This is a genomic window from Aeromonas sp. S2(2024), assembly GCF_041402505.1.
Lineage (GTDB): Bacteria > Pseudomonadota > Gammaproteobacteria > Enterobacterales > Aeromonadaceae > Aeromonas > Aeromonas media.
Genome location: NZ_JBGLRL010000001.1, coordinates 63,008 through 79,976, shown reverse-complemented (window position 1 = coordinate 79,976; position 16,969 = coordinate 63,008). Strand labels below are relative to the sequence as shown.

Annotated in this window: 10 protein-coding genes and 1 pseudogene; 6 read left to right on the top strand and 5 right to left on the bottom strand. The window is 63.6% G+C overall.

Going from position 1 to position 16,969, the window contains the following annotated elements; genetic code table 11:
* Positions 1-20: 20 nt before the first annotated feature.
* The gene (tilS, locus tag ACB039_RS00370) at positions 21-1,358 is read right to left on the bottom strand and encodes a tRNA lysidine(34) synthetase TilS (RefSeq protein WP_371164901.1); all 1,338 of its coding nucleotides are present in this window, start codon (positions 1,356-1,358) and stop codon (positions 21-23) included.
* A gap of 128 nt (positions 1,359-1,486) precedes the next feature.
* Here tilS and ACB039_RS00365 point away from each other — a divergent pair, with 128 nt between their 5' ends.
* From ACB039_RS00365 to ACB039_RS00350, 4 genes and pseudogenes are all read left to right on the top strand, one after another.
* Positions 1,487-3,517, top strand: a complete 2,031-nt coding sequence (locus tag ACB039_RS00365; RefSeq protein ID WP_371164900.1) for a M13 family metallopeptidase — start codon at positions 1,487-1,489, stop codon at positions 3,515-3,517.
* Between the two features lie 114 nt (positions 3,518-3,631).
* Entirely contained in the window at positions 3,632-4,069 is a 438-nt protein-coding gene (locus ACB039_RS00360) for a PliI family lysozyme inhibitor of I-type lysozyme (RefSeq protein ID WP_005324536.1), read from the top strand.
* A gap of 358 nt (positions 4,070-4,427) precedes the next feature.
* Positions 4,428-6,161, top strand: a complete 1,734-nt coding sequence (locus ACB039_RS00355; RefSeq protein WP_371164899.1) for an ABC-F family ATP-binding cassette domain-containing protein — start codon at positions 4,428-4,430, stop codon at positions 6,159-6,161.
* An 83-nt stretch (positions 6,162-6,244) separates the two neighbouring features.
* Positions 6,245-6,783, top strand: a pseudogene (locus ACB039_RS00350) (GNAT family N-acetyltransferase).
* Positions 6,784-6,823: 40 nt separating this feature from the next.
* On the opposite strand, the gene yjeH reads toward ACB039_RS00350, so the two are convergent.
* The gene (gene yjeH / locus ACB039_RS00345) at positions 6,824-8,104 is read right to left on the bottom strand and encodes an L-methionine/branched-chain amino acid transporter (protein ID WP_371164898.1); all 1,281 of its coding nucleotides are present in this window, start codon (positions 8,102-8,104) and stop codon (positions 6,824-6,826) included.
* A gap of 135 nt (positions 8,105-8,239) precedes the next feature.
* Positions 8,240-9,532 (bottom strand): HAAAP family serine/threonine permease, encoded by a 1,293-nt coding sequence (locus tag ACB039_RS00340; RefSeq protein WP_041206253.1) that lies wholly within the window; start codon positions 9,530-9,532, stop codon positions 8,240-8,242.
* Positions 9,533-10,030: 498 nt separating this feature from the next.
* On the opposite strand from ACB039_RS00340, the gene ACB039_RS00335 reads away from it, so the two are divergent.
* Both ACB039_RS00335 and ACB039_RS00330 read left to right on the top strand, forming a co-directional pair.
* Entirely contained in the window at positions 10,031-10,939 is a 909-nt protein-coding gene (locus tag ACB039_RS00335; RefSeq protein ID WP_182310441.1) for a LysR family transcriptional regulator, read from the top strand.
* A 101-nt stretch (positions 10,940-11,040) separates the two neighbouring features.
* Complete coding sequence (locus tag ACB039_RS00330) at positions 11,041-12,447, top strand: MATE family efflux transporter (protein WP_182310440.1); 1,407 nt, start codon at positions 11,041-11,043, stop codon at positions 12,445-12,447.
* A gap of 74 nt (positions 12,448-12,521) precedes the next feature.
* On the opposite strand, the gene accA is transcribed toward ACB039_RS00330, so the two are convergent.
* Both accA and dnaE read right to left on the bottom strand, forming a co-directional pair.
* Entirely contained in the window at positions 12,522-13,472 is a 951-nt protein-coding gene (gene accA, locus ACB039_RS00325) for an acetyl-CoA carboxylase carboxyl transferase subunit alpha (RefSeq protein WP_005330832.1), read from the bottom strand.
* Between the two features lie 16 nt (positions 13,473-13,488).
* Positions 13,489-16,968: a DNA polymerase III subunit alpha gene (gene dnaE, locus ACB039_RS00320; protein WP_171272394.1), complete on the bottom strand. Its 3,480-nt coding sequence runs from the start codon at positions 16,966-16,968 to the stop codon at positions 13,489-13,491.
* Position 16,969: the final 1 nt, after the last annotated feature.

The following is a 16,969-nucleotide window of genomic DNA, read 5'->3' as shown; positions in this document are numbered from 1 at the left end:
GTGCCGTTTATCCCGTGCCGTCAGCCAGCGCTCAGGGTGACGGCACGCCGCCACTCCCAGACCATGCCACCCTCGGGCGCCAGAAATCCGTCGCAGACGAAGAGCCCGGCCACCAGCGCCACCTGCTCCCCGTAGTAGAGGATGGGGATGCGTCCCCGTTGCCAGGAAGGCACCCCGTATTCTTGCAACAACTTCTTCAGGCGTCGGCTGCCAACCCGCCCCACCGGCTTGAGCATGACGCCTGGCGCCACCTGAAAACGTACCGACAGGGGCTCGTCCTCCCGTGGCGGGCGCAGCCCTTCTCCCCCATCCGATGACAGCAGCCTGAAGGTCCCCAGTCCGTCCGGCAGGCGGAGCGTCTCCCCCGCCCGGGTGGGCAACACCTCCTCACGGGGGGCAAGGCCGGGCGGCACCAGATGGAGTCGCCCCTGAAAGCGGCGGCACTCCAGCCCCTGCAGACTCAGCCTGGGGTTCGCGTCTTCGCGCGCCAGCGCCACCTCCTGCCACAGCAGCCCCAGCAGCTCCCGGGACGGCATCTCCCCCCCCTGACGGCGGATCCAGTGGCGCAGCAGGTTGTTGCGCCGCACCGGGGAGAGCGGCTGCAGCGCCTCGATGCACAGCGTATCGCCCTCACCTGCCACCTGCCAGTCCGCCTCCGCCAGCTCGCTGATCAGCGCCTCCTGCTCGGCGCACAGCGCCATGCTGCGCGCCGCCGTCTGGGCCATGGCAGGCCAGCGGGCCTTGAGCTGGGGGATGAGCTGCTGGCGCAGGAAGTTGCGGTCATAGCTCACATCCTCGTTGCTCTCATCCTCCACCCAGCCATAAGGAAGTGACTGCGCGGCTTCCGCCAGCTCGGCCCGACTGACCTCGAGCAAGGGGCGCAGCAGCAGCCCATCCACAAAGGGTTGGCTCGGCACCATGCCCGCCAGCCCACGCAGGCCAGCGCCACGCTTGAGCGCCAGCAGCAGGGTCTCCAGCTGATCGTCCTGATGGTGGGCGGTGAGCAGCCACTCACCCTCCTCCAGCTGAGCGGCAAGGGCCTGATACCGTGCCTCCCGCGCCTGAGCCTCCAGGCTGTCGCCATTGCCTCGGGAGAGCCGCACCCGCTCCACCACGAGCGGCACCGCCAGTTGCTGACACACCGCTTCGCAGTGGGTCACCCAGTCGTCGGCGTGAAGGCTCAGGCCGTGATGGACGTGCAGGGCGCGCAGGGTGAGGCCGTGGGCGTGAGCAAAACGGGCCGCCAGCACCAGCAGCACGGTGGAATCGAGCCCGCCACTGAAGGCCACCAACAGGCCCCGGGAACCTTCCGGTGCGGGCAGAGTCTGACAAAAACGAGAATAAATACGAGAAATCATAGGCTTCCCCAATACGACCAGGCCGATCTTAGCAGAGTCGGGCTTATCAAGCGCTAACCCGACTGCTAGAGTGAGTTTCCTCCCGACCTGGGCAGGGACGCTGAGTAACCCGAATTGGAATCAGAAAAATGAACAATAAGAAAAGCATACTGGCCGGCCTCATCGGGCTGGCCCTGCTGGCCGGCTGCAGTCAGGGACCGGACCAGACAGACAAGCACTCCGGCCTCGCGCTGGCCAACATGGACACCCGGGTCAAACCCGGTGACGACTTCTTCCGCTACGTGAACGGCCACTGGCTCGGTACCGCCAAGATCCCGGACGACAGGCCCGCCGACGGCGCCTTCTACATGCTGCGGGACAAGTCCCTGGCGGACGTGCGGGTGCTGGTGGAAGGGCTGGACGGCAAGGCCGCCGCCGGCACCCAGGCCCAGCAGATCCGGGATCTTTACCAGAGCTATCTGGATCAGAATACCCGCAACGCCAAGGGCACTGCGCCGCTGTTGCCCATGCTGAGCGAGATAGAGCAGATCCGAACCCCTCAGGACCTCGCCCGCGCATTCGCCCAGAGCGGCCGCATCGGTGGCAACGCCCCGTTCGGCTTCTGGATAGACGCGGACGCCAAGGCACCGGACAGCTATGCGGTCTACCTCTATCAATCCGGACTCAGCCTGCCGGACAGGGATTACTATCTCAAGACGGATGCCGCCAGCCAGGCGCTGCTGCAAAAATACGAGCAGCACATCGCCGCCATGCTGAGCCGCTTCGGCGAGGCGGATGCGGGGGCCAAGGCCAAGCGTATCCTGGCCCTCGAGACCCGGCTCGCCCAGATCCAGTGGGACAACGTGGCCCTGCGGGACAGGGAGAAGAACTACAACAAGGGGCCGGTGAGCGAGCTCAAGCGCCTCGCCCCCACCATCGACTGGGACGCCTATCTCGGCCAGGCCGGCCTTGCGGGGCAGCAGAGCCTGGTCATCGGCCAGCCGAGCTACCTTGCGGCCCTGAACGAGGTGATGCAGCAGACCCCGGTCAATGACTGGCAGGCCTACCTCAAGTGGCAGCTCATCACGGACTTCGCCCCCTACCTCGACAGCCAGACCGATGCCCAGAACTTCGCCTTCTTCGGCACCACGTTAAGCGGCACGCCCAAGCAGCGCGCCCCCTGGGAGCGAGCGCTCGGGGTGCTGGACAACAACCTTGGCGAGGCAGTGGGCAAGCTCTACGTGGAGCGCTACTTCCCGCCAGAGGCCAAGGCCCGCATGGAGCAGCTGGTGGAGAACCTGCGCACCGCCTACGGCCAGAGCATCCAGGAGCTGGACTGGATGTCGCCAGCCACCAAGACCCAGGCCCTGGCCAAGCTCGCCAAGTTCAGACCCAAGATCGGCTACCCGGACAAGTGGAAGGATTACAGCGCCATCGCGATCCGTGCCGATGATCTGGTGGGCAACCTGCAGCGGGCCCGCGCCTTCGAATACGCCGACAACCTGGCACGCCTCGGCAAGCCGGTAGACAGAGACGAGTGGCACATGTCGCCGCAGACGGTGAATGCCTACTACAACCCGAGCAACAACGAGATCGTCTTCCCGGCCGCCATCCTGCAGCCCCCCTTCTTCGACATGCAGGCGGATGACGCGGTCAACTACGGCGCCATCGGCGGGGTGATCGGCCACGAGATGGGTCACGGTTTTGATGATCAGGGCGCCAAATCCGACGGTGACGGCGTGATGCGCGACTGGTGGACGCCCCAGGATCTCAAGGAGTTTCGCTTCCGCACCAGCCGGCTGGTGGCTCAGTACAACCGCTTCGAGCCCATCAAGGGGCAGTACGTCAACGGCCAGTTCACCCTGGGGGAGAACATCGGCGATCTCGGCGGCCTTACCATCGCCCACAAGGCCTACCTGCTGTCGCTGGATGGCAAGGAGGCCCCGGTGCTGGACGGCTTCACCGGCGAGCAGCGCTTCTTCCTCGGCTGGGCCCAGGTATGGAAGGGCATGTATCGCCCCGAGCTGATGCAGATGCTGCTCGCCTCGGATCCCCACTCGCCGCCGGAGTACCGGGTCAACGGCGTGGTGCCGAACATCCCCGCCTTCTACGAGGCGTTCAACATCCAGCCGGGTGACAAGCTCTATCTTGATCCGGCCAAACGGGTCAAGATCTGGTAAACACAGGGTCGACAGGGGCTGGCCGACAACCGGCCCCGGGTCGACCACAGACAGGGCGGGGCCAGGCCCCTGCCCACTGACACCGCAAGACAAGCAGCAACAAGGGTCACATCCATGAAAGCCTTATTCCTTACTCTCGGCCTGCTCACCCTGCCCCTAGCCAGCCAGGCGGCGGACGGGTTCTTCAAACAGCTGACGCTCCCTTCAGGCCAGGTAGTGACCGTCAGCGAAGGGCGCGGCGAACCTGCCTCCACCGGCAGCTACGACGTGCGCCTCTACTCCGGCGCCAACCCCCAGTTCCCGCTGGATCAGTTCATCGACGGCAAGGTGCTGCCGCGCGATGGCAGCATCAAGGAGCTCAAGCTGCTGGATCTCAATGGCGACAAGCAGCCCGAGCTCATCGTCGTGGTCGAAAGCGCCGGCAGCGGCAGCTACCTGAGCGCCGACGCCTTCACCATCAATCCACAGGAGGGGCTGGACAGCTTCAACCATGTGGAGGGACTGGCCCCCAATGAAGATGTGATCCAGGCGCTCAAGACCCCCCGCGACTGACACACCCATCACCACGCCCCGCCCAGCGGGGCGTTTTTTTGCCCCGCATCTGACGATGTTCCTTCCCACCTCCCCCGCAGGGCGTCGCCGTGAATAGACGGTTATTTTTTCTGCGCTTATAATCGCCGCACCGTGCCATAACGAAACACAAGGAGGTAAAACATGGTTATCCAAGCGTGCCCGATCATTTCGGCCCGCCTGTTCGGCACATTTGCCTGCTCTTGCCTGCATACCATCGCGCTGCGATAGCGGGTTCGAGCAAAGCCGACTCCTTCCACACCGAGACCTTTCTCGACCGTTGTCGCCAGCGCTCCTGATGACAGGGATTTCTGATCCCGCGATTTAAGAGAGCAAGAGCATGACGACCCTGATGAGTACCCACTCCCTGCAGATGACTGCGGGACACCTCCCCCTGTTTGACCACATCAATCTCGGCATCCAGAGCGGCGATCGCCTGGGCCTGATTGGCGCCAATGGCTGCGGCAAGAGCACCCTGCTCGCCCTGCTGGCCGGTGAGTTGCAACCCCATGACGGACGGGTGCAGCAGGCCGCCCCCTGCCGCTGCGAGTTCGTGGCCCAGCACCTGCCCCCAAGGCTGCAAGGGCTCGGCACCCGCGTAGTGCTACAGGATGCCCTGGGGGGTGACCCCGCCGCCGACTGGCAGGTGGACAAGATGCTGACCGAGCTGCAACTCGAAGAGCAGGCCGAATTACCCGCCAGCGCCCTGAGCGGCGGCCAGCACACCCGGTTACAGATAGGCCGCGCCCTGTTGCGCCAGCCCAACCTGCTGCTGCTCGATGAACCCAGCAACCATCTGGACTTGCCCGCCCTGCTCTGGCTGGAGCAGTTCCTCCTTGGCTGGCGGGGCGCCCTGGTGCTGGTCTCCCACGATGCCCGCCTGCTCGATCGGGTGACCCGCGAGACCCTGATCCTGCGAGATGGCCAACTGCACCGCTTCGCCCTGCCCTGCAATCAGGCCAGGGTGGCGCTGGCCGAAGAGGACGAGCAGGCCCGCCTGCGCCGGGCCGACGAACAAAAGGAGATAGACCGCCTGAGTGCCAGCAGCAAGCGCCTCGCCATCTGGGGGCGCGAGTATGACAACGAGAAGCTGGTGCGCCAGGCCAAGTCCATGGAAAAACGCATCATCCGTCTGCAGGAGGAGCAGAGCCAGGTCGCTGCGCCGGCCCCCTGGCGCCTCGAGCTGCACGGGCAGGCACTGCCCACCGATGCACTGATGCGACTGGAAGCCCTCGAGGTGCGCCCCGCCCCCGGCTTGCCGCCCCTGCTGCGGGCTGAGGATCTCTGGTTGCGGGCTGGCGACAGGGTCGCCCTGCTCGGCGCCAATGGCACCGGCAAGTCCTCTCTGCTGCGCCAATGCTGGCGTGAGCTGGCTTCGCAGGTGGCGGGGGAAGGCTGGTACTGCCACCCCGGCGCCAGCATCGCTTACTACGATCAGTCCCTGCAGCAGCTGGACGACAACGCCACCCTGAGCGACGCCCTCTATCCCCTGGCGCCCTTGCCGGAGGTGACACGGCGCCAGGCGCTGATCCGCGCAGGCTTCCCCTACTCCCGCCATGGCCAACGGGTGCACGCCTTGAGCGGGGGCGAGCGGGCCAGGCTGCTGTTTCTTGCCCTATCGCTCGGCAGCCACCATCTGCTCTGGCTCGATGAACCCACCAACCACCTGGATCTGGCGGGCAAGGAGGAGTTGGCCGAGGCCTTGAACGCCTTCCCCGGGGGCGTCTTGCTGGTCTCCCACGACCGGGATCTGATCGAGCGCAGTTGCAACCGCTTCTGGCTGATCAGAGACGGACGCATCCAGGAGGCCCACAGTGCCGAGCGGGCCTATGCCGAGCTGATCGACCAGCAGCAGAGGCCACTAGCTGGCGGGCCATCCGGGCACGACGCCCGCCAGGCCACTGCCAGTGCGGAGGATGACGAAGAGGCCCTGCTGGCCCGCTGGTATGAGCTCGATGCCCTGCTGGCCGCCGATCTCGCCCGCAAGCCCAGGCACCAGACCCCGCGGCTGCAGCAAGAGTGGCGCCATGAGCTGGCAAGGCTGGCCGGCCTGCTCGGGCTTGTCGAATCATGAGCACAGCCATAAACCACCTTGGCCATCCCCCCCTGTTTGACTCAACACAAGCGGCCAGCCACGGCTGGCCGCAAGGAGCCACCATGACTTCAACTACACCGCCAGAAATAAGGCTGAATCCCGTCACCGAGGCCGACCTGCCCCACATCTATCGCGGCCTCTCCGATCCGCGAGTCATCGCCTACTACGGCGTCAGCTACGACAGCCTGACGGCATGCCAGGCCCAGATGGATTGGTACGTCGAGCTGACCCGCACGGGTCGCGGCGCCTGGCACCTCGTTCGTGACCGGCACACGGGCGAACCGCTGGGGGCCATCGGCTACAACGACGCCGACCCTGAGCACCGGCGAGCCGAGCTGGGCTACTGGCTCTATCCCGAACACTGGGGCAAGGGGGTGATGAGCGCGGCGCTGCGACTGTGGCTCCCGCTGACTTACCGCACCACAGCGCTGCATCGGCTGCTGGCGGTGGTGGAAGAGCCCAACCTCCCCTCCGCCCGCCTGCTGGAGCGGGCCGGCTTTCATTACGAAGGTACGGCGCGGGAGTGCGAACGCAAGGGGATGGCTTCATCTCCCTGCGCCACTACGCCATCTTGCGCAGCGACCTGCCCACCAACCTGTGACCTGCAACAAAAAGCCCCGCACTGCGGGGCTTTTTTTGGGTTACTTGATGGCGCAGACACCTTCATCGGATGCCGTGCGACGGCGCCTGCGCCGCCACAGGGAGAAACAGGCGTACCCCAGACTGAGCACGACGGCGTAGAGCACCTGGGAGGCGAGCGCCACCAGCACGGCTGCGCAGAGCAAGACACTCACCCCCGCCAGCCCCTTGCCCGTGCCGCCAAGCAGGCGCCAGCCCGCCGCCATGCAGAGCAGATAGACCAGCACAAAGTTGCCGTTGGCGTAGCGGATGAGTTCATCGAGCGGCAGCCTGAGCCAGAGGATCAATGTGATGGAGACGAGGCAGATGGCGAGCACCCAGCACAGGGCGTTGAGGGGCGCGCCCCGGGCCGACAGCCGGGCCAGGGAGACGGGCAGCTTGCCCTCTCGCGCCATGCTCCAGATTAAGCGCGCAAACCCTTGCAGGTAGATGTTGATGCTGGCGAAGCAGGAGAGATAGCCGAGCACCGCCACCAGCCACTTGGCGGTGGGGCCGAACAGCAGGGAGAGCAGGGCCGGGATGGCGGTAGCGTTGGTCGACTCGTCCCCATAGAGGCCGTATTTGAGCACCACCAGGGAATGGACCCAGTAGATGAGACCCGCCAGCAAGACGCCGCCGAGCAGGGCCAGGGGATAGTCCCGCTCCGGTCGCTTGAACTCCTCCCCCATGTGGGCGAAGGCTTCCAGCCCCACGAAGCACCAGAACATCACCGCCAGCGCCGTGCCCATGGCGGGCCACTCGGCGGCCGTCGGCAGCGGCCGGGCGGCGTCGCGCCAGCTCAGATCCCCCTTGAACCAGATGAGCAGGGTCAGCCCCAATATGGCCAGGGCAATCAACAGTTGCAGGTTGCCGGAGGAGCGCGCCCCCCGCAGCCCCAGCAGGAAGACCCCGAGCAGGGTCAGCAGCTGGATGGCCCACAGGGTCCACTCCCCCATGTCGAACAAGGCGTGCCAGAAACCGGCGGCTATGGTGAGGGCGGCAGGCAGCCCCACCGGCAGCACCGCCAGAAACAGGAAGGCGGAGAAGCGCTCGGCGCCGTTGCCAAAGGCGAGCCCGATGAGGTGCGGCGCCCCGCCCGCATGGGGATAGCGGCGCCCGAGGCGGGCGAAGGTGAAGGCGATGGGCAGCACCAGTACGATGAGCAGCACCCAGGCCCAGAGCGACGCCCCTCCCGCCAGCGACGCCGCTGTCGCCGGTACCACGAAGATCCCGGTGCCGAGCAATGAGGTGGCGAGCAACCCCATCCCCTGCCAGAGCCCGAGATCCTTTTTCAACCCAGACATATCCTTTTGTCCCGTCTAGAAAAACATCCTGCCATGTTAGGCCGCTGCCACGGCTTTGTTAAGCACTCTGCGCCGCAAACAAGAAAGCCGCCTCTTGGGAGGCGGCTTCTTCATTCAACAGCGTAACCGGAATTATCAGGCAATCAGCTTGTAGATGATGCCGGACATGGCGATCAGGCCAATCAGGGTCACGAAGCCGTTGCTGAGGTTGCCGGCGTATTTGCGCATGGCCGGGATCTTGGCGACGGCGTACATCGGCATCAGGAACAGCAGCATGGCGATGATGGGGCCGCCCAGGTCTTCGATCATGCCGAGGATGCTCGGGTTGATGGTGGCGATGGCCCAGGTGGTCAGGATCATGAAGACAGCGGTCACCTTGTTCAGCTGCTTGATCTCGACCTTCTTGCCCTTCTCGCGCAGCGCCTTGGCCATCAGGCCGTTCATGCCTTCTTGCGCACCCAGGTAGTGACCCAGGAAGGATTTACTGATGGCAACCAGGGCGATCAGCGGCGCTACTGTGGCGATCACCGGGTTGTCGAAGTGGTTGGCCAGGTAGGAGAGGATGGAGATGTTCTGTTCCTTGGCAGCCGCCAGGTCAGCCGGGGAGAGGCTCAGTACGCAGCTGAATACGAAGAACATCACTGTCATCACCATCATGACGTGGGCACCCAGCAGGATGTTGCTGCACTTCTTCTCCGCCTTCTCGCCGTAGCGGCCTTTGTTGTCCACCGCGAAGGAGGAGATGATCGGGGAGTGGTTGAAGGAGAACACCATGACAGGGATGGCCAGCCACAGGGTCTTGATGAAGTCACCGTTGAAGGCCTCGGACAGCGCAGGCGCTTCGGTCACAATGGCACCGTTCCAGTGCGGGATCAGGTAGAGTGCCAGGCCCATCAGGGTGATCACGAAGGGGAACACCAGCACGCTCATCGCCTTGACGATCACTTGGCCGCCGAGGCGAACGATCGCCATCAGACCCAGGATCAGCACCAGCGACAGGATGGCACGGGGAGGCGCCGTCATGCCCAGCTGGTGAACCATCAGGCTCTCGACGGTGTTGGTGATGGCCACCGAGTACATCAGCAGGATGGGGTAGATGGCAAAGAAGTAGAGCAGGGTGATGAACTTGCCTGCAGTCTTGCCGAAATGCTCTTCCACTACTTCGGTGATGTCACCATCACGGGTGGAGCCGGACAGCACGAAGCGGGTCAGGCCACGGTGGGCAAAGAAGGTCAGCGGCAGGGCCAGCACCAGCATGGCCACCAGTGGCCAGAGGCCACCGACGCCGGCATTGATCGGCAGGAAGAGGACACCGGCACCGATGGCGGTACCGTACAGACCCAGCATCCAGACCAGATCGGCCTTGTTGATGCCACGGGAGGAGGCTTTGCTCAAGCTGCCTTCAACTGCAATATTCATGTCAGACATAGGGATGTTCCTGTCATCAAGGAAAGTGGATTCTTACTAGTCGGTGGGCATGGGCCCGGTTCCCTCTCCCTGGAACACCTGCTGTTCGTCCTTTTTTTATTCTCAGGCCCCGGCCATTTGGCCATCACTCCATGTGACAACCAAATCGCAACAAACGAAGGCATGAGATCATGATGCTGAGGGTGTCGCTCGCGCCATTTAACAAATTGGCAACGGCCACCTCATCCGATGAGCTGACTCTAGTTAAAAGGCCCTATTAATCACAGCGTTTTTTTGAATTAATCAACCAAAGTTTGATTCCAGTCGCTTTTCAAACGAGCAAGATCACATTACATACGCCATGTTGCGAAATTTTTTTAACAAATCAAAAATAGGTGGTGGTTTAAAACACCCCTGAAAAGAGCAACAAAGCAGTTACAACCCCCGCAACAGCGGGCCGATTGTCTCCCGCCCTCCCTTGGCGTACCCTTGGTTTTCCCCCTCTGCCGCTTGCTGAACATGACCATCACCCGCACCGATCTTGCCGAACTGGCGGTATTTGCCGCCGTCGCCCGCCACCGCAGTTTCAGCAGGGCCGCCCTCGAACTCGGGGTCTCGGCCTCGGCCCTGAGCCATTCCCTCAAGGGCTTGGAGAGTCGTCTGGGGATCAGGTTGCTCAATCGCAGCACCCGGGCCGTGGTGCCGACCGATGCGGGGGAACGCTTGCTGACGCAGTTGCTGCCGACCCTGGGTCAGCTGGAGGAGGCGCTGGAAGAGCTGACTCGCCATGGCGATGAACCGGTCGGCAGGTTGAAGATCTGTGCGCCCAGGGCCGCCATTCAGGAGGTGCTGGCCCCTGTGCTTATCGACTATCTGGTGCGCTATCCGCGCATGCAGGTGGAGGTGGTGGAGCTGGAGCTGATACCGCGCCTCATCGAGGATGGCTATGATGCCGCCCTCTTCTATGGGGACATACTGCCCAAGGAGATGATCGCCGTGCCCCTGGGTCCGTTGCAGCGCTACCTGGTGGTGGGCTCCCCCGACTACCTGGCAAGGCGCGGCATCCCTCGCCACCCCTCGGATCTTCGTCAGCACGACTGCATCGGTTATCGCCTCACCCCCCATCACCACTATCGCTGGGCCTTTGCCGCCGATGGCGAGCTGCTGGAGATCGAGGTGAGCGGGCCGCTGACCACCAGCACCCCCGCCCTCTACCTGGGGGCGGCCGAGGCCGGCCTGGGGCTGGCCTACTGCTACGAGGAGGAGGTGAGCGATGCCCTGGCAGCGGGGCGACTGGTGACGGTGTTGGCCGAATGGAGCCCCACCTTTGCCGGCTTCCATCTCTACTATCCCAGCCGCCACCAGCTGGGCCAAGGCCTGCGGGCCCTGATAGACATGTTGAAGGCCCATCATAGCCCGCAATACTGATGAGTAGTATTCATCAATCCATCAAATAAAGACCGGATTATCAATAGAAAGATAAGAATCTACACTGTGCCTTCGATCCCCCAACCCGCAGAAGCACAGCTATGTCAGCCTATTTCATTCGCCGCCAGCGGGCCATGACCCGTCGTTTCTGGGGCTATGCCCTCCCCTCCATCATGGCCATGCTGGTCTCCGGTGCCTATTACCTGGTGGATGGCATCTTCGTCGGCCACTATGTGGGCGCCGCCGGTCTCGCCGGGATCAACCTGGTCTATCCGGTCATCATGGTGCTGATCGGCCTCGCCGCCATGATCGCCATGGGGGCGGCGACCGCCATCTCCCTCCAGCAGGGTGCCAGAAACCTCGCCCTGGCTCGCCAGGCACTGGTCAATGCATTCTGGCTGCTGGGGCTGTTGGGGGCCCTGGCGCCGCTGCTGCTGCACCACTGGCACATCGACATCCTGCTGACCCTGGGCATTGACCAGGATAGCGACGCCTGGCAGCAGGCCAGTGACTACCTCACCTGGATCGGTGGCGGCACCCTGCTGCTGGCCAGCAACCTGGCGGTGCCCTATCTGCTGCGCAACGACGGCCGACCTCGCCTCGCCATGGTGCTGGTGAGCGGCGGTGCCCTGCTCAACATACTGCTCAACTACATCATGGTCGGCCGCCTGGGGCTGGGACTGGTGGGTACGGCCCAGGCCACCCTCATCTCGGAAGGGGTGGTCAGTCTGCTTGGCCTCGGCTATTTCTTTACCTCCCGCGCCAGGTTGCGGCTGGAATGGCGCCAGCTGGTGCCCTGCTTCCCGGCCATGCCCAAGCTGCTGTTCACCGGGCTGCCGAGCCTGATCGCCCAGTTCAACCTGGGACTGTTGTTGCTGCTGCACAACAGCCAGCTGATGGTGCACGGCTCGGTCAAGGATCTGGCGGGCTTCACCGTGGCGGGTTACACCGAGGCGGTGTTCATCGTGATCCTGCAGGGGCTGGCCTTCGGCATTCAGCCGTTGATCAGCCAGGCCACCGGAGCCGGACGCCAGCGGGATCTCAGATTCCTGGTGGTCATGGGGCTCAAGATCACTCTCATCTACGGTCTGGCGGTCTGGCTGCTTATCCAGCTGCTGCCCCGTCAGGTCGCCATGCTCTATACCGGGGAACAGGATGCCGAGCTGCTGGCCGCCGCCGTCAGCAGCCTGACTCTCAACCTCGCCGCCATACCGCTGGAGGGGATCATCATGTTCGGCATAGTGCTGCTGCAATCCATGGCTCGCACCCGCCAGGCCCTGGTCATCTCGGCCGCCAAGACGACACTGCTGCTGCCCCTCATCTTCCTGCTGCCGCTCTGGTGGGGCCGCGACGGTGTGCTGCTGGCCCAGCCCGCAACCGTACTGCTGCTGACCCCGCCCCTGTGCTGGCTGCTGTGGCGGGAGTGGCGTCGCCTCACGCAGGCCAAAGCCCCCCGCCACCCGCGCCGCCCCCTGGTACAGGTGAGGGAAGAGGTGATGACGAGATGAGATCTCAGGTTTTCTGTCGCCCATAAAAAAGTCCCCGCAATGCGGGGACTTTTCACAACAGATGCAGAGGGGCGTTAGCAGTAGCCGTAACCCAGCAGACGCTGGTAGCGCTGCTCCAGCAACTGGTCGCTGTCCAGCGGGCGCAAGGCCGCCAAGTCTTGCTTGATGCGATCCTTCAGACGCTGGGCCATCAGCTCCACGTTGCGGTGGGCGCCGCCGAGGGGCTCTTCGACGATGCTGTCGATGAGCTTCAGCTCCTTCAGGCGCTGGGCCGTGATGCCCATGGCATCGGCGGCCACCGGGGCCTTGTCGGCGCTCTTCCACAGGATGGAGGCGCACCCTTCCGGCGAGATGACGGAGTAGGTGGAGTACTGCAGCATGTTGACGCGATCGCCGACGCCGATGGCGAGCGCGCCGCCGGAGCCGCCTTCACCGATCACGGTGCAGACCACCGGCACGGTCAGGCCGGCCATCACTTTCAGGTTGCGGGCGATGGCCTCGGACTGGCCACGCTCCTCGGCACCCACGCCGGGATAGGCACCCGGGGTGTCGATGAAGGTGATGATCGGCATCTTGAAGCGCTCGGCCATCTCCATCAGGCGCAGAGCCTTGCGATATCCTTCCGGGCGCGGCATGCCGAAGTTGCGACGGATCTTCTCCTTGGTCTCGCGACCCTTCTGCTGACCAATCACCATGACGGGCTCACCGTCCAGGCGGGCGATGCCGCCGACGATGGCCTTGTCATCGGCGTAGGCGCGATCGCCGGCCAGCTCGTCGAAGTCGGTAAAGATCTGCTCGATGTAGTCGAGGGTGTAGGGGCGCTGGGGATGACGCGCCATCTGGGACACCTGCCAGGCACCCAGATCGCCGAAGATCTTCTTGGTCAGCTCTTCGTTTTTCTTCTCCAGCCGACGGATATCTTCGCTGAGATCCACGGCACTGTTGTGCTCGCTCACATGGCGAAGTTCATCGATCTGTGCCTGCAATTCGGCGATCGGCTGTTCAAAATCCAGAAAAAGACTCATAGGGACAATAGATCCTCTAATCAAAAACCAATTCAACCCGCTCTCGTCCAAGCAGGACTCGCAAGTCATCTATCAGTTGATCGGTGGGCGTCACCCGCCACTCGGTACCGAGCGTCAATCGCGCCCGGGAGCCGGGCCGACGATAGTTTACCTGAACCGGACAGACTCCGGCACGGGCGGGCTCCAAAATCTCGCACAAACGCGGGAAAAAGCGTTCGTCAATGCGTTGTTCATCGAGGGAAATGCGGATCGCCCTGGCGAAACGCTCCCTCGCATCGTTGATATCCAGCAATTCGCGGGCCGACATTTTAAGGCCACCGGAGAAGTCATCAAAGCTGACCTGTCCAGAAACCACTAAAATACGGTCTTTTTGCATCAATTCTTCGTATTTTTCCAGCGCTTCACTGAAGAGGGTCACATCCAGACGGCCGGATCTGTCGTCCAGGGTGAAGATCCCCATCTTGTTGCCGCGCTTGGTCACCATGCTGCGGGCCGCGATCACCAGCCCCGCCGCCGTGGTCACTGTGTCCCGGGAGGTGGGATGCAGATCGCACAAACGGCCCGAGGTATAGCGACGCAGCTCGCTGCTGTACTGGTTGATGGGGTGTCCGGTCAGGTAGAGCCCGAGGGTCTCGCGCTCCCCTTCCAGCCACACCTTGTCGGGCCAGTGCGGCACGTTGGCGAACGCCTTCTTGACGTCGTCGATCTCCTCGGTGAGCACCCCGAACATGTCGACCTGCCCCACCGCCTGGGCCTTGGCGTGCTGTTCGGCGGCGCGCATCGCCTCCTCCAGCGTCGCCATCAGGGCGGCGCGGTGCGGCCCGAGCCGGTCCATGGCACCGGAGAGGATGAGTTTTTCCATCACCCGCTTGTTGAGCTTCTTGATGTCGACCCGGTTGCAGAAATCGAACAGGTCGCGGAACGGGCCATCCTGATCCCGCGCGCTAAGAATCGCATCTATGGGGCCCTCACCGACCCCCTTCACCGCACCGATACCGTAGACGATATGGCCATCTTCGTTGACCGAGAAGCGATAGCGGCCGGTGTTCACGTCAGGGGGTATGACGGTGAGCCCCATGCGCTGACACTCGTCCACCAGGGTCACTATCTTGTCGGTGTTGTCCATGTCGGCGGTCATGACCGCCGCCATGAACTCGGCCGGGAAGTGGGTCTTGAGCCAGAGCGTCTGGTAGGAGACCAGCGCGTAGGCGGCGGAGTGCGACTTGTTGAAGCCGTAACCCGCAAACTTCTCCACCAGATCGAAGATCTTGATCGCCAGTTCGCCGTCGACGCCGTTCTTGACCGCCCCTTCCTCGAAGCCGGAACGCTGCTTGGCCATCTCGGCGGGGTTCTTCTTGCCCATGGCCCGACGCAGCATGTCCGCGCCGCCCAGGGTATAACCCGCCAGCACCTGGGCTATCTGCATCACCTGCTCCTGGTAGAGGATGATGCCGTAGGTGGGCTCCAGTATGGGTTTGAGGCTCTCGTGCTGCCACTTCTCGTCCGGGTAGGAGATGGCCTCCTTGCCGTGCTTGCGCTCGATGAAGTTGTCCACCATGCCGGACTGCAGCGGGCCGGGTCGGAACAGGGCCACCAGGGCGATCATGTCTTCGAAGCAGTCGGGCTGCAGCCGCTTGATGAGATCCTTCATGCCGCGAGATTCAAGCTGGAATACCGCCGTGGTCTCGAAGCGCTGCAAGAGGGCGAACGACTTCTTGTCATCGATGGGGATGGCGGCGATGTCGACCGGCGGCTTGCCCTCCTTGGCCAGGCGCGGGTTGATCATGCCGAGCGCCCAGTCGATGATGGTGAGGGTCCGCAGCCCCAGGAAGTCGAACTTCACCAGGCCCGCGTACTCCACGTCGTTCTTGTCGAACTGGGTCACCGGGTGGTGGCCGGAATCGTCGCAGTAGAGCGGCGCGAAGTCGGTGATCTTGGTGGGGGCTATCACCACGCCACCGGCGTGTTTGCCGGCATTGCGCACCACACCTTCCAGCCGGCGCGCCATGTCGATGAGGTCCTTGACCTCCTCGTCCTGCTCGTAGAGCTCCGGCAACTTGGGCTCGGCCTCGAACGCCTTGGCCAGCGTCATGCCCGGATCCGGCGGGATCAGCTTAGAGATGCGATCCACGAACCCATAGGGGTGGCCCAGCACACGGCCCACATCGCGCACCACAGCCTTTGCCGCCATGCTGCCGAAGGTGATGATCTGGGACACCGCCTCCCGGCCATACATCTCGGAGACGTGCTCGATCACCTCGTCCCGTCTGTCCATGCAGAAGTCGACGTCGAAGTCCGGCATGGAAACCCGCTCGGGGTTCAAGAAACGTTCGAACAGCAGATCAAACTCGAGGGGATCCAGATCGGTGATCTTGAGGGCATAGGCCACGAGCGATCCCGCCCCCGATCCCCGACCCGGGCCAACGGGGATGCCGTTGTCCTTGGACCACTGGATAAACTCCATCACGATGAGGAAGTAACCCGGGAAGCCCATCTGGTTGATCACCTTGAGCTCGATGTCGAGGCGCTCGTCGTATTCGCCACGCTTGGCGGCGCGTACCTCGGGATCCGGGAACAGGAAGGCCAGGCGGTCTTCCAACCCTTCCTTGGACTTCATCACCAGGAAGTCTTCGGTGGTCATGTCGCCGGTCGGGAAGTTCGGCAGGAAATACTCCCCCAGACGCACCGTCACGTTGCAACGCTTGGCGATCTCCACCGTGTTTTCCAGCGCCTCCGGGATGTCGGCAAACAACTCGCACATTTCTTCCTGACTGCGCAGGTACTGCTGCGGGCTGTAGCGGCGCGGACGGCGCTTGTCCATCAGGGTGTAGCCGTCGTGGATGGCGACCCGGATCTCGTGGGCATCGAAGTCGTCGGCCCCGAGGAATACCACCTCGTTGGTGGCCACCACGGGCAGATCGAACTCGGCGGCGATGGCCACCGCCATGTGCAGGTAGACCTCTTCGTCGGGTCGGCCGGTGCGCAGCAGCTCCAGGTAGTAGGCATCCGGGAAGTGGGTCCGGTAGAAGGCGAGACTCTGCTCCACCATCTGGCGGTTGCCCTTGAGCAGGAACTTGCCGAGATCCCCCTCGCGCCCGCCACAGAGCACTATCACCCCCTTGGCGTGTTCGACCAGCCAGCCCTTGTCGATGACGGGTTGCCCCTGCACGTGGCCGCGCTGGTAGCCGCGGGAGATGAGCAGGGTGATGTTCTGGTAGCCGTCGTTGTCCATGGCGAGCAGGGTGAGGCGGAACTGCTCGTCGCCGAGCTCATCGCTCTGCACCCAGAAATCCGCACCGACGATGGGCTTGATCCCCTTGCCGTGGGCGGAGCCATAGAAGCGCACCAGACCGCACATGTTCATCTGGTCGGTCAGGGCCAGCGCCGGCATGTTGTTGGCCGCGGCCGCCGAGACGATGGGGCCAATCTTTTGCAGGCCATCGACCATGGAGAAGTCGGAGTGGACCCGCAGGTGGACGAAGCGAGGATCGGCCATG

Excerpts from the sequence above, each read along its gene's own strand:
- tilS (WP_371164901.1), bottom strand. The coding sequence starts at position 1,358 with ATGATTTCTCGTATTTATTCTCGTTTTTGTCAGACTCTGCCCGCACCG.
- ACB039_RS00365 (WP_371164900.1), top strand. The coding sequence starts at position 1,487 with ATGAACAATAAGAAAAGCATACTGGCCGGCCTCATCGGGCTGGCCCTG.
- accA (WP_005330832.1), bottom strand. The coding sequence starts at position 13,472 with ATGAGTCTTTTTCTGGATTTTGAACAGCCGATCGCCGAATTGCAGGCA.
- ACB039_RS00330 (WP_182310440.1), top strand. The coding sequence starts at position 11,041 with ATGTCAGCCTATTTCATTCGCCGCCAGCGGGCCATGACCCGTCGTTTC.
- ACB039_RS00340 (WP_041206253.1), bottom strand. The coding sequence starts at position 9,532 with ATGTCTGACATGAATATTGCAGTTGAAGGCAGCTTGAGCAAAGCCTCC.
- ACB039_RS00335 (WP_182310441.1), top strand. The coding sequence starts at position 10,031 with ATGACCATCACCCGCACCGATCTTGCCGAACTGGCGGTATTTGCCGCC.
- dnaE (WP_171272394.1), bottom strand. The coding sequence starts at position 16,968 with ATGGCCGATCCTCGCTTCGTCCACCTGCGGGTCCACTCCGACTTCTCC.
- ACB039_RS00360 (WP_005324536.1), top strand. The coding sequence starts at position 3,632 with ATGAAAGCCTTATTCCTTACTCTCGGCCTGCTCACCCTGCCCCTAGCC.
- ACB039_RS00355 (WP_371164899.1), top strand. The coding sequence starts at position 4,428 with ATGACGACCCTGATGAGTACCCACTCCCTGCAGATGACTGCGGGACAC.
- yjeH (WP_371164898.1), bottom strand. The coding sequence starts at position 8,104 with ATGTCTGGGTTGAAAAAGGATCTCGGGCTCTGGCAGGGGATGGGGTTG.